General features: G+C 58.3%; 16 protein-coding genes and 1 riboswitch. Of the genes, 5 read left to right on the plus strand and 11 right to left on the minus strand.

Annotated elements, in window-relative coordinates:
* Positions 1–142 precede the first annotated feature (142 nt).
* A complete protein-coding gene (locus E8K79_RS05365; protein ID WP_162604598.1) occupies positions 143–967 on the plus strand; it encodes a CheR family methyltransferase in 825 nt (274 codons plus the stop codon).
* A gap of 64 nt (positions 968–1,031) precedes the next feature.
* Here the strand turns inward: E8K79_RS05365 and extJ are convergent, their stop codons facing one another.
* Genes extJ through E8K79_RS05380 form a run of 3 tightly spaced genes read right to left on the minus strand, consistent with a single transcriptional unit; the run spans position 1,032 to position 4,522 of the window.
* On the minus strand, positions 1,032–1,343 hold the full coding sequence (gene extJ, locus E8K79_RS05370; RefSeq protein WP_136513798.1) for a selenite/tellurite reduction operon protein ExtJ: 312 nt from the start codon (positions 1,341–1,343) through the stop codon (positions 1,032–1,034).
* A 30-nt stretch (positions 1,344–1,373) separates the two neighbouring features.
* Positions 1,374–2,567, minus strand: coding sequence for a selenite/tellurite reduction operon porin ExtI (extI, locus tag E8K79_RS05375; RefSeq protein WP_136513799.1), 1,194 nt, complete (start codon positions 2,565–2,567; stop codon positions 1,374–1,376).
* A gap of 38 nt (positions 2,568–2,605) precedes the next feature.
* The gene (locus E8K79_RS05380) at positions 2,606–4,522 is read right to left on the minus strand and encodes a sulfurtransferase (RefSeq protein ID WP_136513800.1); all 1,917 of its coding nucleotides are present in this window, start codon (positions 4,520–4,522) and stop codon (positions 2,606–2,608) included.
* A gap of 205 nt (positions 4,523–4,727) precedes the next feature.
* Here E8K79_RS05380 and E8K79_RS05385 point away from each other — a divergent pair, with 205 nt between their 5' ends.
* Positions 4,728–5,651, plus strand: a complete 924-nt coding sequence (locus E8K79_RS05385) for a LysR family transcriptional regulator (RefSeq protein ID WP_162604599.1) — start codon at positions 4,728–4,730, stop codon at positions 5,649–5,651.
* A gap of 10 nt (positions 5,652–5,661) precedes the next feature.
* Here the strand turns inward: E8K79_RS05385 and E8K79_RS05390 are convergent, their stop codons facing one another.
* The 6 genes from E8K79_RS05390 to E8K79_RS05415 form a co-directional block, all read right to left on the minus strand.
* The gene (locus E8K79_RS05390) at positions 5,662–6,360 is read right to left on the minus strand and encodes an ABC transporter ATP-binding protein (protein WP_136513802.1); all 699 of its coding nucleotides are present in this window, start codon (positions 6,358–6,360) and stop codon (positions 5,662–5,664) included.
* Positions 6,361–6,362: 2 nt separating this feature from the next.
* Positions 6,363–7,565, minus strand: a complete 1,203-nt coding sequence (locus E8K79_RS05395; protein ID WP_135871252.1) for an ABC transporter permease — start codon at positions 7,563–7,565, stop codon at positions 6,363–6,365.
* Entirely contained in the window at positions 7,562–8,731 is a 1,170-nt protein-coding gene (locus E8K79_RS05400; RefSeq protein WP_136513803.1) for an efflux RND transporter periplasmic adaptor subunit, read from the minus strand. Before E8K79_RS05400 ends, E8K79_RS05395 begins: the two co-directional genes overlap by 4 nt.
* Positions 8,732–8,756: 25 nt before the next feature.
* Positions 8,757–10,076: a TolC family protein gene (locus E8K79_RS05405; protein ID WP_342782489.1), complete on the minus strand. Its 1,320-nt coding sequence runs from the start codon at positions 10,074–10,076 to the stop codon at positions 8,757–8,759.
* A gap of 247 nt (positions 10,077–10,323) precedes the next feature.
* A complete protein-coding gene (locus E8K79_RS05410) occupies positions 10,324–10,740 on the minus strand; it encodes a MarR family winged helix-turn-helix transcriptional regulator (protein WP_136513804.1) in 417 nt (138 codons plus the stop codon).
* 301 nt (positions 10,741–11,041) lie between these two features.
* Entirely contained in the window at positions 11,042–12,400 is a 1,359-nt protein-coding gene (locus tag E8K79_RS05415) for a dihydrolipoyl dehydrogenase family protein (RefSeq protein ID WP_136513805.1), read from the minus strand.
* A gap of 313 nt (positions 12,401–12,713) precedes the next feature.
* On the opposite strand from E8K79_RS05415, the gene E8K79_RS05420 reads away from it, so the two are divergent.
* The 3 genes from E8K79_RS05420 to E8K79_RS05430 all read left to right on the plus strand — a co-directional run bounded on the left by E8K79_RS05420 (position 12,714) and on the right by E8K79_RS05430 (position 17,516).
* Complete coding sequence (locus E8K79_RS05420) at positions 12,714–14,426, plus strand: transporter substrate-binding domain-containing protein (protein ID WP_246043727.1); 1,713 nt, start codon at positions 12,714–12,716, stop codon at positions 14,424–14,426.
* A gap of 2 nt (positions 14,427–14,428) precedes the next feature.
* Positions 14,429–15,850: a sigma-54-dependent transcriptional regulator gene (locus E8K79_RS05425; RefSeq protein WP_136513807.1), complete on the plus strand. Its 1,422-nt coding sequence runs from the start codon at positions 14,429–14,431 to the stop codon at positions 15,848–15,850.
* Positions 15,851–16,226: 376 nt separating this feature from the next.
* A complete protein-coding gene (locus E8K79_RS05430; RefSeq protein ID WP_136513808.1) occupies positions 16,227–17,516 on the plus strand; it encodes a dicarboxylate/amino acid:cation symporter in 1,290 nt (429 codons plus the stop codon).
* A 101-nt stretch (positions 17,517–17,617) separates the two neighbouring features.
* Here E8K79_RS05430 and E8K79_RS05435 read toward each other — a convergent pair whose 3' ends face one another.
* Together E8K79_RS05435 and E8K79_RS05440 are read right to left on the minus strand one after the other, a co-directional pair.
* A complete protein-coding gene (locus E8K79_RS05435) occupies positions 17,618–18,820 on the minus strand; it encodes a hypothetical protein (RefSeq protein ID WP_136513809.1) in 1,203 nt (400 codons plus the stop codon).
* 115 nt (positions 18,821–18,935) lie between these two features.
* A riboswitch (cyclic di-GMP riboswitch) is annotated at positions 18,936–19,024 on the minus strand.
* Positions 19,025–19,325: 301 nt separating this feature from the next.
* A complete protein-coding gene (locus E8K79_RS05440; protein WP_136513810.1) occupies positions 19,326–21,401 on the minus strand; it encodes a PxKF domain-containing protein in 2,076 nt (691 codons plus the stop codon).
* Between the last annotated feature and the right edge of the window lie 607 nt (positions 21,402–22,008).

A 22,008-nucleotide genomic window follows, 5' to 3' on the forward strand; every position in this document is an offset into this window, starting at 1 on the left:
GCTCCAGTCCACCGCTGCGGCATTTTTTTTTGCGGCCACCGTAAACATGGGAGCGCATCTTGTAAACATTTCGACAAACACCGCTTGACCATCCATGAAGCTAAGCGACAGCAACTGGTCGTCCAACCAAGGAGGAAAGGCCATGACTACCCAATACGAATTCACCAGCAACGATTTTCACCGTGTCCGCGCCATGTTCCGCTCCAGCACGGGTGTCATGCTTGGTCACCACACGAGAGACCTGGTGTATAACCGCATGTCGCAGCGCGTCGACGCAACTTACTCCCGTGATTTCTCGCAATATCTGGACCGGGTACTGATCGGCGACGGGAACGAGTTGGGCGAGTTCACCAGGGCGCTTGCCGCGCAGTCCGGCTCGTTCTTCAGGGCGCAGCATCAGTTCGCAGCGTTGAGGGAGCACCTCAAAGGGCTGCACATCCCGGGAGCCCTGCTCTGGAGCTGTGCCGCCGGGACCGGCGAAGAAGCGTACTCGATGGCCATGACTGCGCACGACGCGTTAAACGGCGACGTCCGTTCGGTAAAGATCCTCGCCACAGACATAGATCTTTCCGCCCTGGCCTTTGCGGAAGCAGGTAACTACCCGGCGGAGCGCCTCCGCAACGTCCCGCAGCACTTCAGGCAGAAATACTTCACCCGTCTTGCCTGTCGTGAAGAGGTTTACCAGATAGCTCCGGAAATCAGGCGCATGATCTCCTTCCTCCCCTTCAACCTCGTGTCCTCGGAGTGGGTCCTGAAGGGTAAGTACGACGCCGTCTTCTGCCGGGAGGTTTTCGATCACTTCGATCCCAGGACCCAGCAAGCCCTGGTGGCGCGGATGGCCGGGATGCTTAAATCGGGCGGGCTCTTGTGTTTCGGAGACGCGGAACCCCATCTTGAGGACCAGCGTTTTGAGGGGAGAGGTGGCAAGGTGTACGCGCTGAAGCCGACCTTCGGCTTATTGAAATAGAAAACGAATCTTCCCGGAGGCGGTTCTCCGCCTCCGGGATCATGATGTGACTACTTTACCGGTATCAGCATCCCTGCAACTCGTCACCTGCCGACTCGGTGAGGGTGAGCGGCGCATCGACCTTAAGCTTCTCGGCCTTGGCCTTCGTCATCTTCAGGGTGACCTCGTCGCCTTGTACAGCAACGATACTGGGTGATGCGCCGGATATTGAAACGGCTGTCCCCTTTTTCGCCCAGGCGGGAACCGCCCCTGCGACCTTGACGGTAACCTTGTCCCCTTCAATCCGGCGGACCGTGCCGGTCATCGATCCAGCGGCAAAGGCGAAACTTGCCACTGACAATGCCGCGGCCGTAACGCATATCAGTTTTCTAAACATAGCAGTCTCCTCCATTGGAAAGTTACGCAGCTAGAAAATCAACTGCAACTGGGTCACCACGCTGGTGAAGTCCTCGCTTCTATTGCCGTTTACCGTACCCTCCTGGTCGAAATTCGTCCGACTGACCTCCATCGTCAGCTTCAAGTTCTGGCCGCGAAGGTAGTAATTGGCGCCGGCGCCGTACCAGTCGATTTTTTGGTCGTAGATGCCGTTCAGGCTGGCGAAACGCCACTTTTCATAGCGCCCGAAAAATTGCAGCGGCAGGTGCGGCAACAAGTACCCCCCCTTCACGTACCACCCGTTTTTCTGGCCGTTGAGACCGATGGCGCCGGAATCGGGATTGCCCCCTTGGTAGGCGTCGTCGAGATCGACATCCTCATAGGCAGCCGAAGCGGTAAAAGTGCCTACGCCTTCCAAGGGATATTCAACGAAGCCATCCACGGTCCACGCCGAATAGTCCTTCTTGTCCGTCCGGGCCACCGTGTCGCCGTAGGCCACCTCAGGCTCGAACTGGTAGGCGGCGCCAATGGTCGCGACCTTTTTCTGACCGAGATAGGTACCCTTGTACCCGTAGTCGTTCTCCGGATCGAGGAGGGTTACGTGGGCGCGGGCGGAGTAGCGGAAGTTCGAAGCCGGCGCGGTTTCACCGGAAACGGCCTTGCGCCCTTCCATGGCATCAAGGCGGTACTGGAAGAGGTCGTTGAAAAGATTCCCCCAAACGGCGACGCCGGTGTCGCGGGTGCTGGTGTAGGCGGTACGGATGAACAGCGACCGGTCCAGCGTCAGAGGCATTTCGCACGCCTCGAGGTTTTCACGGGACAGGTTGTACTTGAACTTGCCCACGTTGACCCGGAAGGCGTTGTCGAACTTGAATCGCATTACCGCATCGAGTAACTGGAACTCCGAGCCCTGGTCCGTGCTTGAGATGCCGAGGGTTGTTACGTTGGGGTCCTCGGTGTATTCCGTCTGCACGTAAAGGCTCATCATGTCGCCGTACTTCCCCATGAGGGCAAGACGGTTGCGGCGGAAGTTGAAGTTCATGGTCGTGTCATCGTTGTTTTCGCCGGAACCGGAGTCTCGGACCGTCATCTGCAACTGCCCTTTGTAATCGAGTTGGAGGGCACCCTCGTCATTGGGGCCGAAGGTCATCTTAGGTCCCGCGAAGGCAGTGCCTGAAAGCAGCATGACGCCCAGCAGCGACGCGCTGAAAAAACGTTTCTTCATAGGTCAGCTCCTTTTATTGGTATGTCTCCCGTCAACTCCTAGCACCCGCCTCCCTTAGGAGTGAAAGGGGTCGGGGCGGCGCCGCTACCTGTGGCCGCACTCGAGCCGTTGTACGCCTTGTCCTGCTCGTAGATCAGGTTGCCAGCACCCTGGTAGTTCGGGTAGGTGGTGACGGTCGGCCAGTCTACGGCGCCGCTGTAGGTGCGCAGCTTGAAGGGGATGCTGCCGTTACTGTTATCGTTGATGGTCTTTGTGGACCTGAAGATGACATGTTCGGACCTGGTGATGGTGTCCCATTTGGGGATGCCGCCGAGGGTGCCACCGGCCTTCACGTGCGCCGAGGCGTCGGCACCGGTGTACTTGTCCACAAACTTCGTGCCGTTCCACTCGAGGTACTGGTTGGGTGCGGCAAAGAACACCACCGAAGGGCTTGCTGCTGGATAGCTCGGGAATGCGGTGTAGTCGTCGGTCATCACGTAGGTATTGTCGACCGGCTCGTAGGCGGCAAGCATCGCCCACTCCTGCCAGGAACCGTCGTACATCCTTACGTTTTGGAATTCGCAAATCTCGTGGAACACGTACCAGTAGATGGAAGCGAGCGCCCCGGAGTTGCAGTAAACGACGATAGGTTTGCTACCGTCGATGCCGGCCGCAGCAAAAATGGGGAGGAGTTCCGCCTTGGTCTTGTAGCCCCCGTCGGCGCGGGTAATCGCAGGGACGGTTATGTTCCAGGCACCGGTTTTGGTGACCTTGGCACCCTTCACTATCCCTTCGAAGGCTGCCCCTTTCGCGCCGAGCGGGATCGCGAGCGGAGTGCCGCCGTTCAGACTGGGCCCGGTAGGCGTGGTGATCCCCATGTAGGGGTTAGGCAGCGTGATCGGAGGGTTCGTGGTGCCGCTGAAGGCGACGCGCGCCGGTGTCGTCTCCTTGAACAGCACCTCGCTGAGGGTCAGTACGGCGGAATCGGCCCCACGGGTAAAGAGTTTGGTGCTGCTGGAATAGCTGTAACCGGCGAGTTCGAAGATGTCCGGCACGCCGTTGCTGTTCTGATCGGCAAAATAGTAGGCAACAGGTGGCTGACGGGTATCGAGCACCACCACCTTGTCGGCGTCGGTATCGGGAAGACTCGTGCGTCCGCTGTCTACCAGCGCGATGAGCTCACCCAGGCTTATCCTTGCATCGAGATGACGCTGCGGCAGTTCGGTGAGGCTGAAAGTCGACGCGGTCACGAGCGGCAGGGTCACCCCCTTTTGCAAGGCTCCGCCGGCCATGGCGTAGGCTTTGTTGCCTCCATTTAGTACCCTGATGTTCTCCTTGGCGAAGCCCCAGTAATAAAGGGTCCACCAAAGACGTGACGGACAAAAGCCGGGATAGTCATAACGGGAAGTCGAGATGACAATGACGTCGTTCTTGGTGATGCCGTACTTGCGCAGCATCTGCTCAATCAGCGGGCCGGTTCCTACCTCGTGGTCTGCTTCAATCGGGCCGTCGTTTCTGACGGCAACCTCATAACCCTCGTGCGACACGCTCGGTATTGCCCCCGGTATGTGCCCGAACATACTGTCGGCCATGGCGCTGAATGACTTGTACTGGGCACTCGTCGTGCCGCCGTACTGGTCACTGAGATTCTGCAGGATCTTCGCCTTGTCTCCGGCAAACCAGCTTTCCGTATCGGAGTAAGTGAAAACACCCGAACCGTTGGGCACGCAGTCCAGCACGACAACCCGCTGTCCCGCATCGGTTTTTCCCTTTTCCACCCAGGTCTTCACCGTTGCAGGTTCCACAAGCGAGATGCCTGAAACGGAATCCTGCTTGTAGTACTTCGCTGCGGCATCCTGCTGAGGGTTGCTGTAGCCGCTCGTGCCGCATCCCCACAGGGAAAGATACACGCCCGCGCTGAGAGCTGCGAGCATCGCCAACCAGAGCGCTTTTCTCCGCATCAACACCTTTGCCATGAAGTCATCTCCTTTCCGCCTGATTTAGCTCCCCTCTCACTCCGCTTGCTCTTAGGGCAACACAATGAGATTAAGCTATCGGACTTGTAATGTGCTTTGACTTCAAATGGAATCGAATGTTTGGCAAAGGAGGTTGCGTATCACGCAACGTTTCGTGTATATGTATTTTGGGATTTGTTAATACTGGCAAAGGAAGGGAGTGGACGTGGAATCTGTTTACCTGAAGACGTTTGTTGAGGTCGCCAACACCGGCAACCTGACCAGAGCGGCGGAAAACCTTAACGTCACCCCTTCAGCCGTCTCGCGCAGGATCAAGTTCGTAGAGGAACAGTACGGGTATGAATTGCTGGACAGGTCAGGACCGATCGTGGTCCCTACCCAGGCGGGGACCGTCGTTCTTGAAAAAGCGCGGCAGTTGATAGAAATAGAGAAAGAGTTGCTGGCGGGATTGAACAACATCCAGAAAAGCTCGAAGTTCACTTTTTGCTGCACCCCCGCCTTCGGGATAGCGCACCTGCCGGATGTGCTGCGGGGGTTCATGCTGGTAACCGCCGATCTGGACAACCTGGAGTTCCACATCGACACGCCGGATAATCTGGTGAGGGGCCTAAAGGACAACCTGCACAATCATGCCGTCATAGAGCACTGCGAATGTCTCGACCTGTCCGGCTTCACCACGTATGCCCTGCCTGATGACGAGATGGTTTTCATAAGCCGCCCGGAGCTATTCGGCAGCGGTGCGCCGGTCACTATTGAAGCCCTGTTCTCGCAGCCGCTCTTTACCAGGAAGGAAGGGTGCTGCTCGAGGAGGTTCCTCGACATGAACCTGAAAAACATAAACAGAAGCGCCGGCGAGTTCAGGAAGATCATCGTCTACGACGATCTGCACGTCATCATCGAGGCGGTATTGAAGGGGGATGGCGTCGCGTATCTGTCGAAGTGCCTGGTGGCAGACCCCATCAGCAAGGGGCTGCTCGCGGAGCACCACATCGATGGATTCCAGGACAAGAAGAAGAGAACCTTCGTGGTAAACGAGAGCGTCAAGCAGGAGCCGGTGACGTACAAGTTCGCATGCGAGCTTCTGAAATATTTCGGGTTGCCGTGCGGGCACCTGAGTCCCGCGCTGTAGTCCTATCAAGCTACCCCGCCCCGCGCGTCTCCCTGATGATGAAGCCGTCGCGCACTTCGAAGATCCGGTCGAACCCCTCCACCATGCGATGATCATGCGTCACCACAAGAATCGCGGAATGATTCTCCACCGCCAGGGACTTGAGTAGCGCCATGACGTTCTTCCCGTTCTCGGTATCGAGTGCGGCGGTAGGTTCGTCCGCGAGAATGACCCTCGGCTTGTTCGCCAAGGCTCTTGCGATGGCAACGCGCTGGGCCTCGCCGCCTGAGAGCGCCATCGGGTAGCTGCCGAGACGATGTCCCAGGTTCAGGGATTTCAAAAGCTGCTCCGCCCTACCCTTCGCTTCGCCGCTCGGGAACTTGTTTATCTCGAGCGCTACCATGACGTTTTCCAGCGCGGTCAAGAATGGGATCAGGTTGTGCGCCTGGAAGATGAACCCGAGCTTTTCTCTGCGAATGCGCTTCAAGTCGAGCCCAGGCACCCAGCCGTCGTCGGCGACGGTCACGCCGTCGACGATGATCCTGCCGTGCGTCGGTTCGTTAATGAGGCCGATGGCGGTCAGCAGGGTGGTCTTTCCCGAACCTGAAGGCCCGAGAATCGCCACAAGCTCCCCGGGACGGACCTGGAACGAGGCATGGGATATCGCGGTAACGGCAGTATCGCCCTTGCCGTAGATCTTCGTTACGTTGTCCACTTCGATTGCGTACATGCTCACCCACCAAGCGCTTCCGCAGGCTCGACCTTGAGCGCCTTGCGGATGCCGACGAAACTGGAAACCGTGCAGATAACCACGACGATGGCAAACAACACCTGCAGGTCGAACGCCTCAAGGACGATGCGTCGCGGGAATTTTTCGTAAGTAAGGGAGATCAGTGCGTAGCCGACCGCGTAGGCGATCACGCCCATGAGAAGCGACTGCTGCAGGATCATCCCGATGATGACCCGGTTCTGCGATCCGATCAGTTTCAAGGTTGCGATGACCCTGATCTTGTCGAGGGTCGAGGTGTAGATGATGAGCGAGATGATGACCGCCGAGATCACCAGCAGGATGATGCGGAAAAGCCCCAGCTGCATCCGGGCCTTTTCGATCATCCCCTTAGTGAGGATCTTGGTCTGCCCCTCATCGGAGATGGCGCGGTAGTGATTCCAGCGCTCTATCCGCTGCTGCACCTCGTACAGGCTGGCCCCTGGAGCGAGCCGGGCGACCACGGTGTTCACGGTATGGGTGGATTCGGTGAGATCGCTTACGTTCCTCTGGAGTAATTGCGCCTGGGCCTGGGTCAGGTTCTGCATCCTGTCCAGATCGGCCGCAACACGTTCCCTGTTGTTCCTTATGGCGTCGTTGTCCTTTTTGAACTGGATCTCCTGGGCATCGGCGAGGCTCACGTACGCCGCCGGGTCGCCGCTTGAGGAGACGACCTTGCCGGTGATGCCCACCACGGTGTATTCATGGAGACCGAGGCGGATCTTCTCGCCAAGCGCCATCTTCATCGCCTTGGCGACGACCATCTCGTAATGCTTCTGACGGATGTTGCGCCCGGCAAGGATCGCGGGGGGGCCGCCGATGCCGCGCAGATCGTAGCCGATGAGGAAAAAGCGGAAAGGTTTTCCCTGCCGTTCAATCTGGATGGTCTGAAAGGAGAGCGGCGAGGCCTCCGCCACACCTGGAACCGACTTGATGCGGTACTTGATGTCCTCGGGGATGCGGGAACTCTCGGCGAACGGTCCGTTCGTATCCTTTTGCACCACCCAGAGGTCGGCCTTGGTGGAGTGGAGCACGGCGAGGGCGTCGGCGAAGAGGCCGCGGTAAATCCCTCCCATGCTCATCACGACCCCGAGCAGCAGGCCTAGTCCGATCGAGGTCAGTATGAAACGCCCCCGGTGAAACCGTATGTCACGGATCGCCAGGTTCATTGCGGCGTCACCTTCCGGCCGTCAGCGAACTGCGCCATCTCCGGTTGAGGCGCCAGGGCGACCAGTTCGTTCCCGTCGAGCCCCGACACGATCTCGGAGAATCCTTTGCGGTCCTCGATGCCCACCTTGACCGGTTTGAAGACGAGCCTGCCGTTGGCTATCACCCAGACGCCCCGCTTCTGTTCCCTGGAGACCAGGGCCGCGGAGGGGAGCGATGCCGCGCCCTTCTTGTTTCCCGTGACGATGTAGACCTCGGATTGCTCGCCGAGCCGGAAATTTCGCCGCGCTTCGCAGAATGCCACGTCGACCTCGAGCTCTTCGGTCACGCGGTCGCTTTCCCGCCCAAGGCGCGCCACCTTCCCTTCACAGGGATGCCCGGCGCTGGAGCGAAGCGTGATGAGCGCGCTGTTGCCAACTGCGATACCCTTCAGCAGCGCTTCGTCCACGTTCGCCTTCACCCAAACGGTCCCGGGATCGGCTATGGTGAAGATGGCCATCCCCGGGGTCACCGTGGCTCCTTTCTCGAGGTCCCGGGCTATGATGAGGCCGTCTTGCGGAGCGTAGATCATGGTGTCGCCCACCTTGCTCCTGGCAAATCCGAGACCCGCCCGGTTTACCGACTGCTCCATCCGCGCCGATTCGAGTGCAGCGGTGCTGCGGGCAACCTCCTCCCTGGCAACGAGGAAGGCGTTCTCGTACTGTTCGGCCTCGAGCCTGGAAACCAGGTTCTTTTCGGCCAGCGCCTTGTAGCGCTGGGCGTTCTTTTCCGCGAGTACCAGGTTTGCCTTCGCCTTCTTGAGCGTGGCCTGCTCCACGTCCAGGTTGGCGGCCGACCTTTTAACGCCCGCCTCGGACTGGTTTTGCTGCTGCACGAAGTCGCCGTCCTCAAGCCTTGCCAGCAGTTGTCCGCGCCGGACATGGTCACCCTGATCGACGAAAACCTCGACGATCCGGCCGGTAATCTTGCTGGAAACGGGGATGACGACCTTGGCCTCGACCGTGCCGTTGCCGTAGACCTCTTCCGTCAGATCACGCCTTTCAAGTTTCACGGCATGCACCTTACGAGGGGCGAGCAGCGTCAGTTTCAGCAGTACCACCGCTCCGACCAGGAAGCCGACCCAGAGGAGGTACTTTTTCCTCGCGGCCAGTGTTTTCATCAGCGCCATATACCACTCCTTCTCGAAATTCTTCTCAGTCTTTACCTACCGCCCGGTCCAGACGCGCAAGGGCGATCTGATAATCGTAAAGGGCCTGGATCTGCGCCGTCCTCGCCTCGAGTGCCTGCGATTGCGCATCGGTCACCTCGATGATGTTCCCGACGCCTTCCTGATATCTCCCTTCAGCCAATGCCTTGCTCTCATCGGCCGCGGCAACCTCTTTTCCCGTCGATACCATGCGGGCACCGGCCTCCTTGACCCCGAGCCAAGCCGCTTCCACCTCCTTGGCGACCTGCAGCCGTTCGCCCTCCTGCTGTGCCGCGACGGCGCTTCTTAGCGCTACAGCCTCCTTGACCTGCTCCACAGTAGCGAATCCGGAAAAGAGAGGAACGGTCAGGTTTACGCCAACGCCCCACACGTTGCTGGAGGGGGGAAGGTCCCGATCCGCGTACCCGAAACTTGCCGTCGCGGAGAGAACGGGAAGAAAACCGCTTTTCGCCGTTTTGAGAGATGCCTGGGCGGAGTTTTCCAGTGCGCCCAAGCGCTTCAACTCGGGACGGTTGGCGAGAGCATCCCTTTGTGCCGCCGTCAGTTCCGGCGTCTCAGCCGTTGCAACCTGCGGAGCGGCGAGTTTACGTTCTCCCAAGGAAGCAATGCCAAGGGCGTTGGCGAGCTCGACCTTAGCCAGGTCGCGGTTATTCTGCGCCCGAATCAGGGAGGTCTTCGCGGCGTAGAGGTTGGCCTCGGCCCGTGCCACATCCACCTTGGCCTTTAGCCCCTCTTTGAAAAATTCCTGTGCCTGCCTGAAGACCGCCTCGCGCGCGAGAACCGTTTCGTTCACCGCGTCGACCTGCTTTCCCGCGGCGAGCAGCAGGTAAAAACCGTTTCTGACCCGGAACGAGACGTCCTGCCGCGTCACGGCAAGCGCATCGGATGCGGCGGAGCGATTCCACCTGCCGGCCTCTACCGCCCCGGCCGTCCTGCCGAAATCGTAGATGGTCTGGCTGGCGGAGAGCGTGGCGGTGGTGACGTCCGACTCCAGGGTGCTTTGCTTCACCGGAAAATAGGACCTTCCAGTGCTCCAGTCCGAGGAAATCCTCACCTGGGGGTAGTAGCCGGCAAAGGCCTGGCCGGATCGTGCCTCGGCACCGGCAAGGTTCGCCTTCGCCTCGAGGATTTGCGGGTGGTTTTTCAGTGCGGTGGCTACCGCCTCATCCAGGGAGAGCGGTTCTTCGGCATGGGCATGGGGCGTGAGGAAAAGCGCCGCCATCACGACTTGAAGGGAGAGAGCTTTGAAACGTCCGCCTGGAGTGCGGCAGGCACTTGTTACCGCTACGGGAAAATCGAGGTGCATCCGGGCTGCCTTCCTTTTCCTACTGGTATTTTGGTAAGCGAAGTTATCGCTTGGTTTGGAGGCGGGGAGCTACGCGGCGCGAGAAGACATACAGATATTCTGATATCAGCAAGTAAGGGAAGATTCAACAGAAATGTAGGCGATTGCCATCACAAGAAACCTAAACGAGCGAAACACCGATTGAAAAAAATGAAACGCGGCCGCACTTCAGTACGCCGCGTTTCAAGGGAAATCCAGGACCGAGCCGCTAACGTTCCAGCGAGCGCATCGCGATATCGACCAGACGTTTGAATTCCGCGACTTCCACCTCTGACATATCGCGGGTCATCAGATCCACCACCTCGTCACTTTTTCTTTGCAGCAATTCCACGGTCGGAAGGGTCTTCTCGCTCAGAAAGATCTTTGACTGCCGCCGGTCCTGATCGCATGCGACGCGGTAGATGAGCCCGTCGCGCTCCATGCGGCTAAGCGTATTGGCCATGGTGGGCTGCTCGACCTGGATGTTTTTGCACAACTCGGCCTGCGTCTGCCCCCCTTCGTCGTCCAGACAACAAAGCACCGGGAGTTGTCCCTGCGTAACGCCATGCGGCTTCGTCTGTTCGTTGACTTTCGCCATGAGCATCCTTGCCAGGCGGTTGATCTTGTAACAGAGATTCTTATCCACTTCGTCATTCTCCTTCACCCGGTCGCTCAATCGTCATAAAAAAGCGCTTTGAGAGCAGCCGCCCAGTTGATCAAGTCGGACCGAAAAAGAAACGTTCCAGATACGGCGCGAGAGAGGGCCTGCGCCTCTTCTAACATGTCCCCAAACGTTTTCATAGGCGATTTTTCTGACACCTGCCGGCATGTCACCGCTTCGGAGTTCTTGCCCGCGAAACCGGAGTAAGCTGCGCACCGCCCCCCCAACTACAAAAGCGCCCCCGGCCATACCGGGAGCGCTTCTGAATGACATATGTTTAAACGTCTCACGCGCAGCCGTGAATAGCCTGCAGGATGTTCTTCGAGTGAGTCGGATGAACGTGGACCGTGGCACCCACCTGCTGCAGCGTCAGGCCGTTTTCTACCGCCAGTGCCAATTCGTGGATCATTTCCGTCGCCGCCTCGCCTACGATGACCGCTCCGGCAAGCTCCGCGGTCTCCTCTTTGACGAAAAGCTTCACGAAGGCAGGGGCGACCTTGTCGACCACCGAGCGGCCATTGGGTACCTGCGGGAAGGTGTAGGCCTTCACCCCGGCCCCTTCGCACGATGCCCCAACGGCGGCCACCTCGGGATGAGTGAAGGCCACCCGGGGCACTGCCAGCTGGTTCAGGGTGCCATGTCCCCCCTTCAGCAGGTTCTGAACCAACAGTTGCGCTTGCTTTTCCGCGGCATGGGCCAAGGTCAGTCCGCCGGCCACATCACCTACGGCGTAGATACCCGGGGCCCCGGTTTCCATCAGCTTGTTGACCTTTATGGCGCCCCCTTCCGTCCGCACTCCGGCAGCTTCAAGGTTAAGCCCCTCGATATTGGCGCAGCGCCCGATGCCGACCAGCACCTTGTCGATGTCGTCGATGACCTCGCCATTTTTAAATGCCACGCTGACCTTGCCTTCCTTGACGGTGATCCGCTCTATGGCCGTGCCGGTCTTCACCTTGATCCCTTGAGTTTCAAACGCAGCCTGCAGAGCCTTGCCTGCCTCGGCATCCTCCCTTGGCAGCAGCGATTCCATCGCCTCGGCGATAATGACGTCACTGCCGAAGGTGTTGTAAAGAGTGGCGAACTCGCACCCGATTGCGCCACCTCCGACGATAAGGAGCTTCTCCGGCAGTTCCGTGTTGACCAACATCTGGTCGCTGGAAAGGATGTGCTTGCCGTCGAAGGGCGCGATGCAGAGTTCCTTGGGCCTGGAGCCGGTGGCGATGATGATCGTCTCACCGCGAAGCATTTCCCTGGTGCCGTCATTGCGATTGATGGCGATCACGCGGTCCGATTCGAAAGATCCCTTGCCGCGAAAGCGGCTTATCCCGGCCTGGTCAAGCATCCCCTGCACCGCGCCGCGCAACATGGCGAGATCCCCATCGGTGACGGCGCGAATTTTTACCAGGTCAACCGGCCCCACCAGCAGGTCCAGTCCATACTTCGCAGCATCTTTGGCATATCGGTAAGCGGTAGCGGCCTTCAGCAGCGACTTGGTCGGCATGCAGCCGCGGTTCAGACAGGTGCCGCCGAAAGATTCCGGTTCCTCCTGAATCATCGCGACACTTTTCCCGGCCTTGCTCAACATGATCCCCGCGTTTATGCCGCCGGGCCCTCCGCCGATAATGACAACATCAAAGTCTTGCACGCATCCTCCCTTTTGGTTCGTTCTGGTTGCCTTCCGATCTGGACGGCTGCAAATACATAGCGGGCTATAGAAATATATAGCCAGCTATATTTTGTCAAGCAGAAACCGGAAAGCGGACCGTGATGGGCGCACAGCGGCTCCCCTCTCCCCTTCGGAACTATAGACGTCGAAAGCGGAAGATCATGCCCGTCTGGAACCGAAATCTCGTTGTTTCTGCTTGCGCAGACGCGTCGGTTGATAGTACGCTCGTCAGCGCCTCTATCTCTTCATGACAAACTGTTTGCTCCACCTCACTCAGGAGAACCAGCTCCACTTGATTCGTTCCCGGTACACGATGGCTTACCTCCTATCTTACATGCGACGCTTCTTGCCGGCCCTTCTCTTGCCGGCCCTGCTACTGCTCGTGCCGTGCTCCGGATGGGCTGCGGCGGGCGGGACCATCGTCGTCGGCGGCGATCACAACTATCCCCCTTATGAGTTCATCGACAAGGACGGCCACCCTGCCGGTTTCAACGTCGACCTCACCCGCGCCATTGCCGAGGTGATGGGGATGACGGTGGAGATCCGCCTGGGCCGCTGGGAGGAGATGCGCCGGGCGCTGCAGACGGGCGAGGTGGACATCCTCCAGGGGATGGTCCAGGCGGAGGTGCGCGCCAAGGATTACGAGTTCTCGCCGCCCCACTCCATCATCAACCAATCGGTGTTCGCCCGCCGCGGCACAAAGCCGGTCCGCGACCTGAACGACTTGAAGGGAAAGGATGTCCTCGTACAAAACGGCGGCATGATGCACGACTACCTCCTGGAAAAGAACATCGGCGCCAGGATCTTCCCGGTCGACACCCACGTGGACGCCCTGCGCCAGTTAGCCGCCGGAAAGCACGACTACGCTCTGGTCGGCAACCTTCCCGGGCTATACCTGAGCCGCGAGTTCGGCCTCTCCAATATCGTCCCGGTGGGGAGGCTCTTCGCCGGTCAGCCGTATGCCTATGCGGTCAAAAGGGGTAACGACCAGATCCTTTCGCAGTTCAGCGAAGGGCTCACCATCCTGAAAAACACCGGGCGCTACGAGAAGATCCACGACAAGTGGCTCGGCGCGCTGGAACCAAGCCCCGTCTCCTGGCGCAAAATCGTCACATACGCCGCCATCACGGCGCTGCCGCTTTTGCTTCTACTGAGCGCCATCGGTTACATCAACCGCACGCTCAAAATGGAGATCGCACACCGCACCCGCGAGATGCAGTTGCAGCAGCAGCAACTGATCCAGGCGGACAAGATGGCGTCGCTTGGCATCCTCGTGTCCGGGATAGCGCACGAGATCAACAACCCCACCGGGCTTTTGCTCTACAACCTCCCGGTACTGAAGAAGATCTTCCGTTCGGCCGAAGAGCACCTTGAGGAAAGGTTCCGGCAGGAAGGGGATTTCATGATCGGCGGGCTACGCTACTCACAGTTCCGCGAGGACATCCCGCTACTCATAGACGAGATGCAGGACGGGGCGACGCGCATCAAGCGCATCGTGGAGGACTTGAAGGACTTCGCACGCAAGGACACCTCGGAGATGGACCAGTCGGTGCTCTTAAACGACGTAGTCAGGGCGGCGCTAAGGCTCGTGGACAACTCGATCCGCAAGACCACCGGCAACGTCGTCACCAACCTTGCCGACGGACTTCCGGCGGTCCGGGGCAACGCCCAGCGCATTGAGCAGGTGGTGGTGAACCTCATTCTCAACGCCTGCCAGGCGCTCCCAGATCCGGCAAAGGGGATCTTCCTCACCACCGGTTACGATCCCGAACTCAAAGAGGTCCTTTTGCTGGTCCGGGACGAGGGAGTCGGCATCCCTAAGGAAGACCTCTCCCGCATCGCCGATCCGTTCTTCACAACAAAACGTGAGACGGGAGGAACCGGGCTCGGGCTCTCGGTTTCGGCGTCCATCATCAAGGAGCATGAGGGGACCATGATATTCGAATCGCGGCCAGGCGAAGGGACCACGGTACGGGTGGCGCTTCCCGCCCTGCAAGGAGCATGAGCATGATCGAGTCACTCACCCCATCCTTCGAGATCCTTCTCGTGGACGACGAAGAAGCGTGGCTGCGCAGCATCAGCATGACGCTCGCCATGTCCGGAGGCATCAACAACGTGGTGCGCTGCTCGGATAGCCGGAAGGTCCTGGAGCTGCTCCGGTCACGCCCCATCGGCCTCGTCCTTCTCGACCTGAACATGCCGCACCTCTCAGGACAGGACCTGCTCCCAACCATCATCGAACAGCATCCGGACGTCCCGGTCATCGTGCTGAGCGGGCTGAACCAGGTCTCCGTCGCCGTTGAGTGCATGCAGAAGGGGGCCTTCGACTTCTTCGTGAAGACCGTGGAGGAGGAACGCCTGATTCAGGGAATCCACCGCGCCATCCGCATGATCGACCTGCAGCGTGAAAACTCCGAGATGAAGTCCCGGATCCTGAGCGACCGGTTGGAACACGCCGAGGCCTTCGCCGATATCCTTACGGCCGATCGCGCCATGCTCTCGATCTTCCGCTACATCGAGGCCGTGGCCGGGAGCAGTCAGCCGATTCTGATCACGGGGGAAAGCGGCGTGGGGAAGGAACTCGTCGCACGGGCGGTCCACAAGGTAAGCCGCCGCCCGGGGCAACTGGTCTCGGTGAACGTGGCGGGGCTCGACGACCAGATTTTCAGCGACACGCTCTTCGGCCACACAAGAGGTGCCTTCACCGGGGCTGAACTTCCTCGCAGCGGGATGATCGAACGGGCGGCGGACGGAACCCTGTTCCTGGACGAAATCGGGGACCTCGCCATCACCTCGCAGGTCAAACTGCTGCGTCTGCTGCAGGAAGGCGAGTACTTCTCCCTCGGCAGCGACGTGCCGAAGCGGATGAACGCACGGGTGGTCGTGGCGACGCATCACGACCTGGCCGCCAAGCAGGCCGCCGGAGAGTTCCGTAAGGACTTCTACTACCGTCTGTGCGGTCACCACATACACATCCCGGCATTGAGGGAGCGCCCGGACGACATCCCGCTCCTCTTCGACCACTTCCTGGACGAGGCCGCCCGGGAGCTCAACAAGAAAAAACCCACCGTCCCGAAGGAACTCCCCGTTTTGCTGACCAACTACTCCTTCCCGGGCAACGTGCGCGAGTTGCGGGCGCTGGTGTACGACGCGATGAGCCGCCACGAGGCGCACATGCTCTCCATGGAGACCTTCAAAAGGGTGCTGGGGAAAGACCGGAACCCGCCGGTGCGTCTTGACGCGCATGGACAACGGAGCGTTTTCGTCCCTACCGAACCGCTGCCGCCCCTGCACGAGGTAAGCGATCTTCTGGTTGCCGAAGCGATGCGCCGGGCTGAGGGAAACCAGTCCATCGCCTGCCGGCTCATCGGCATCTCACAACCCGCGCTGAGCAAACGCCTTAAAAAGACAGGCGATTCCTCACCGTAATCATCATCACCCAACGTGGTTCTACCCTCTCGCGCCGCATCAGCGGCCGTGAGAGAGTCCGCGGCCACCCCCACCACGAAAACCCCTATAACCTGCGCATTTCCTATAACCTTCAGAAATCCGCTTCAACCACCTGGAATCAAAAAGAAAGCCAGCCGCACACGCCACCTTGCCGCGTACAGGTTATACCCCCCTGCGCACCTCCTACCTTGCCCGTATTCTCGGGAACTCCCGCAATTACGGCAAATTACCTTTTAGACGTCATGTTGGCAGTTCTCTTGCTATCAGAGGGGTACTGCAGGATCTAGAAAAGTATTTTATGAAAAGCTGTGACATGGGGACAAACAATGCAATTCAACCTGAAGGAGACCGCGGTATGAAAAAGAACAAACTGACCCTGTACATCATGGTGGCGATGATCCTCGGTATCGTCGTCGGCTACTTCTGTAACCTTTACGCGCCCGACGCCAAGGCCGCCAAAACCATTGCAGGGTACTTCGACATCATCTCGTCGGTCTTTCTGCGTCTGATCAAGATGATCATCGCGCCGCTGGTCTTCGGGACCATCGTCTCCGGCATCGCAGGCAACGGCGACTCGAAAGCCATCGGTCGGATCGGTGTGCGCGCCATGGGCTGGTTCCTGTGTGCCTCGGTGATCTCCCTCGTGCTGGGCATGACGTTCGTCAACCTGTTCCAGCCCGGCGTCGGCACGTCCCTCCCTGCCCCGGCCACCGGTGCCGCCACCAATCTCAACGTTGCCGCGCTCAACTTCAAGGATTTCGTCACCAACATCTTCCCGACCAGCTTCCTCGATGCCATGGCGAAGAACTCGATCCTGCAGATCCTGATCTTCTCGGTTTTCTTCGGGTTTGCCATCGCCTCGTTCAAGGATGACGCCACCAAGACCGTCGTCGCCTTCGTAAAAGAGCTGGTAAACATCATGCTGAAGGTCACCGACTATGTCATGCGCTTCGCCCCGCTCGGTGTTTTCGCCGCAATGGCTTCCTGCATCACGGTGCAGGGGCTTGGCGTGCTCACCACCTACGGCAAGTTCATCGGTAGTTTCTACATCGGGCTCGTCGTGCTCTGGGCCGTGCTGATCGGGGCAGGCTACCTGTTCCTGCGTAACTCCACCTGGACGCTCCTGAAGCTCATCCGTGAACCGATGATGATTGCCTTCTCCACCGCGAGCAGCGAGGCGGCCTATCCCCAGACCCTGGAATCCCTTGAGCGCTTTGGCGTGAAGGAAAAGGTGTCCGGTTTCGTGCTGCCGCTTGGCTACTCCTTCAATCTGGACGGGTCCATGATGTATCAGGCCTTCGCCGTCATCTTCATCGCCCAGGTTTACAACATCGAACTTTCCATCTCCAAGCAGATCGCCCTTCTCCTCGTCATGATGCTTACCAGCAAGGGTATGGCGGGTGTTGCGCGTGCCTCCCTGGTCGTGGTTGCCGCGACGCTCCCCATGTTCAACCTCCCGGAAGCGGGCCTGCTGCTCATCATGGGGATCGACCAGTTCCTCGACATGGGGCGCACCGCGACCAACGTAATCGGTAACAGCATCGCCACCGCCGTCGTCGCGAAGTGGGAGGGAGACCTGGGAGCGGAGCCGGAGACTGCGGATGAAGAAGACGCCCTGCTAGTTCCCGTTCCGGTGCAGGATTAGTCCTGGCGTAAAGGTGGGTTAACTGCCACGGGCCAATCTCCAATGGCCGCAAGACGTAAAAAGGCGCCTGGTGAAAACCAGGCGCCTTTGTCATTCAAGGTCTATTTGACGGGAAACTGCGTCCTTTGCCCTTGCGGCGTGCTAAGGATCGTCACGAGTTCGTTACGCAACTGGTTGATCCTCTCCATGAGGGCCGCGGTGTTGGCATTGTTGTTGTTCTTAATTAACAATGCGTTGTTGTCGTCGTTATGCTTTATGTCCGCGTGTTGCGCATACAGGGTGGTGAAGCCGCTGTCGATACTGCCCGCGGTCTTTTGCAGACATGAAAGCGTCGATGACTGCAATGCGCTTTCCTCGCTTTTGAGTATCTCATCGACCGTGGTGTAGGCTATTTCCAAAATCGACGCCGCTGTCTCAAAGACGAGACATACTACGCTGCCGTTTCCGCCAAACCCCAGTGCCACCGCAGTCTGTTCGCACCCGGTTCCCGACATGCCGGCCAATCCACGTGCCGTGACGGAAACCTGTCTCAATATGCCGGCCGCAAGGTCGAGCCCAGGAGTCGTAGCAGGTGCCTCACAGCCGCTGGGTACGGTTTGAGCCGAGAGGGAGACTAAGGCCTGCGGCGAAGCGGCGTTCAGCTCTTCCAAGTCACCATTCACCTTGTGAAGCTCGCCCTCAAGTGAACCGTAGGCCTGATCCATCGGTGCAGCTTCCGCCTCCATCTCCAACCGCTCCGCATCGGTAACCGCTTCATCAGCGTTACAGATCTGGTCACATTCGAGGCCGTCCTGTCCCTTCCCCTTGTTTTTCTTCAAGGGATTGCAGGCCTGCTTGTTGTTATTGCCGTCCAGATCGATTGCAGCACATTTCGCGTTGGAGTTGCCCTGGTCATAGTCGCAGATGCCGTCGTTGTTGATGAGATCGTCCTGGGCCGTGAGTGGCACCCGATAGCACACGCCCTTGTTCGACTTGGCCTCGCTCTTTGCCAGCTTCTTGAAGTCGCTCGCACCGTTTTTGTTTTTGGAGCGATCCGTCTTCATCTTCATCCCTTTCATCTGCCCGCGCTGACCGGTCGTAAGCTTATCCCCCAGCAGCGTCCCTTCCTGAAAAAGGCCTGTCATGAACTCGATCTGGCTTGCAACACCGTCATGTTTGCACTTGAGCTTTTCGTAGACGTCGGCTTGATCGCACGATGCCGCTGCAGGCGGGCTCGCCCAAGCTACTGCGTTGAGACCAATGAGCAGGACGTAAATGAGGACGGAGCCCAAAAACGCAGAGGTCACGAATCGGTTCAGTTTCATGCCTGTTCTCCTTTTTTGCAGCGAGGTGTGGAGTATGTGCAGTTCCGGAGCATGCGGTTTCCGCAAAGGCAAGACAAAAAAATGCCGGGCGCTAGATGCCTCCTGCAAAGGAAGCTCCGGCAACCCGGCCGACTGTTGGAGTGACCTGGAGTAAGTCCCGTGGTTTTCCGTCCCCCGGTCACCCGAGGTTTGGCTTTGTCTTCAGCAATGCTATTACTGAAGTATGGAAAGTCAAAGTGCGAAAGGTCCTATGTCTAGCTCTGACATACCGGCGCAAAAAGAGAAGTGCACACTATGTGCGGCCAACCTTTGCGATGAGCACTTTAACCCACCATTGGCATTGCTAGCCCACCTGCGGCCTCTGACTGTGGGACACTATGTTGTAGGCCATCTTTGGGCGCCGGTTAAGGCTTTGTTCGAAGCCTCGGCCAGCCTGGCGCACAAAAGGCGGCCACCGGCATACCGGCGACCGCCTTTCCTGTTTTTACAATCGATACAGCGATGGTTATTTCAGCTTGAAGTTGGCAACAATCTTCGAGCCATCGAGCGTGGTGACGGTAACTGCATAACAGCTACCAGGTGCTTTGGGGGTTTGCCAGTTGAACACGAACTGCCCTGCCGTGGTGTCGTATCTGAGCGCAGTGCTGCCGGTGGTGGTTGCTTCAACAGGGTCTTCCGTACCCGCAACAGTAGCGCAGCCTATTACCTGTGTCTGGACGCTGGAAACTGACGAGATATTGGTCAGTTCAGTCGAGCCCATAAACACTTCGAATTTTAGCGGGATGGTCGACCCACCTTTAGCGGTGTTTAGGGTGCCGCTGGTCATCACAACCGGGTTGTAGAACCCTTTGAGAGTCCAGGGTTCAGTTGTGTAGGTTCGAGTCGATGTTCCTGTGTTGCCGGCTTTGTCTTTGGCTGTTGCGGTCATGGTGTGCGTGCCGACTAAGGTGCTGTAGCCGGAAACTTGGCACTCCACCGCTCCCGAAACGATGTCCTTCGCAGTGCAGGTCGGCGCAGCCGGGACTTGCCCGAAATAAAAGCTGTCGCCGTCGGCGATGTTGCCTGCAAACGCGACGGAAGGCGGCGTTGTGTCTTGTACGGTCACCAAGAAGCTTCCGCTTGCCCGGTTCTTGTGGACATCACTGGCGCTGCAATTTACCGCAGTAACTCCAACCGGGAAAACCGCTCCGGATGTCGGCAGACAATTCACCGCGTCCTTCCCGTCGACTAGGTCGAGTGCCGAGACGGCTTCGGCGTAATTGATGGTAGCGCCCTCAAGGGTGTTGCCTTCAGTCGGTCCGATATTGCCAGGCAAGGTCAGCTCAGGCGGAGTGGTATCCACCACCTTGACCGTGAAAGAAGCCTCCGCCTTGTTGGGAGGCGTCGCCAAGTCGCTGGCGCTGCATTTCACTGTAGTCGTAACATCGAGAGGGAAGGTGCTGCCAGTTACGGGGTCGCAGATGACATCCACGTCACCGTAGTAGGCATCGTGCGCTGTGGGGGCAAAGGTTGCCGCCGCTCCCGCCGCCGAGGTGGCTTCCTTGACGACCTCAACTTCGGGGACCCCATTGATAACCGGCGGCGTAATGTCGTTGACCTTCACCTGACAGGAGGCATCGGCAGTGAGTTTCCCGTTGTCGGTCACTGTCAGTCCGAATGTCATCTTGTCATAGGGGAAAGAGCTTAATTTGGGCGCGGCAAAAGCGATTTGAGAAGCGGTCAGATCCGTCTGGCTCAGGTCAGCATTCGGAAGCCCTTCCAACTGACTCCACTGGTACGTCAAGGGCCCGCCGTCGGGGTCGGACGAATCCTGGTCTTTGAGGGTAATGGGGTCCCCTTCGTTCACCGTCTCCGGACAAGACACCTTTGCGGTGGGCGCAACGTTGACCGACATGACTTGAACCAGAACGTCCGTCGAGTTGTAAAGGTATCCATCCGAAACAGTCAAGCGGAATCTCAGGGTTTCACCGTTGGGGTACTGCTCAGGCGGAGCGGTGAAGGTAGCCGAGATGCCCTTGGGGTTGTTGATGGTCACAGCCGTAACCGGATTGGCCGGATCGATTATCTGTTCCCAGGAATAGGACAAGGCGCCGCCGTCGGGATCTGACGAACCGCTGGCGTCCAGTGTTACCAGGGCCCCCTCGTTCACGCTGTATGGGAGAACACCGCCAACAACCGCGGCGGAGGCCACGGGAGGATGGTTGGTGTTGAGGACCGAAACGCTGGTCGTTTTAGTGTCAACCTGGGACGAGCAACCTGTTTCCAGCGAAGTGACTTTCAGCTCAAAATTGTATGTCTGTCCGGATGGGCCTACCTCTGGCGCCGTGAACGTTGCGTTGCAGGTGTTCTGATTGCTGATCGTTATCGCCGGGGAATCCAGCGATCGCCATGCGCAGGCGACGTTGTCCTTGGGGTTTGAGTTGGTGCCATCAAGGAAAACCGTTGAACCTGGTTTGACGCCTACTTGGTTGCCTGGATTGATAATAGCCTGTGCCTTCTGGCAGGTCGATGGAGCAGCCAGTGCCGGAGCCGCAACTAGAAGTATGGCAGCCATCGGCAGGAACGATACCCTTTTCTTCATTTTCCCCTCCTGAAATTAAATACTAATGATCCATTGCCCGAACAACCAAGGAGTATCCCGCCGTCGAACCGTGTTGCCTTCCTTTGCTCTAAGAAACTCAAGTCGGCATCTCCTGCTGTCATACGTCATATAAAGTTTCGGAAAAATATAAAAGCGGGTGTCTGTGCAGATACCTACTGGTACATTTGCCTGTTATTTAACAATAAAACTAAGTTAGGCACAATTACTCGATAGGCATATTTTCCTACACCAAAAGGGGAAGATTTCCTATATCGTACGGTATAGAAAGCGGGGAGAACTAGCTGGTTACGGTGCCGACAGGGTCACCAAATCGAGAGAATGGAAAAGCTGATATGCGCGGATGTAATTGCTTGGTTGCCGGGACTGAATTTGAATGTGTGACCTTCCGGCTACTGGCAAAATCCAGCGCCCTTGCATTAGCTATCTCTTACAGAGATACCCCCCCTCTGCCATTGTTTGTTCCAAACACGTTGAAAAAAACATTGTTTAAAGGATAGAATCGAATAGGGACTGTGTCTGCGTTTTGCAAGGCTCACATACAATGTAATTTTCTCAACCAGATGGAGGGCACCTGTGATCGAGCCAC

Source organism: Geomonas edaphica (assembly GCF_004917075.1).
Lineage (GTDB): Bacteria > Desulfobacterota > Desulfuromonadia > Geobacterales > Geobacteraceae > Geomonas > Geomonas edaphica.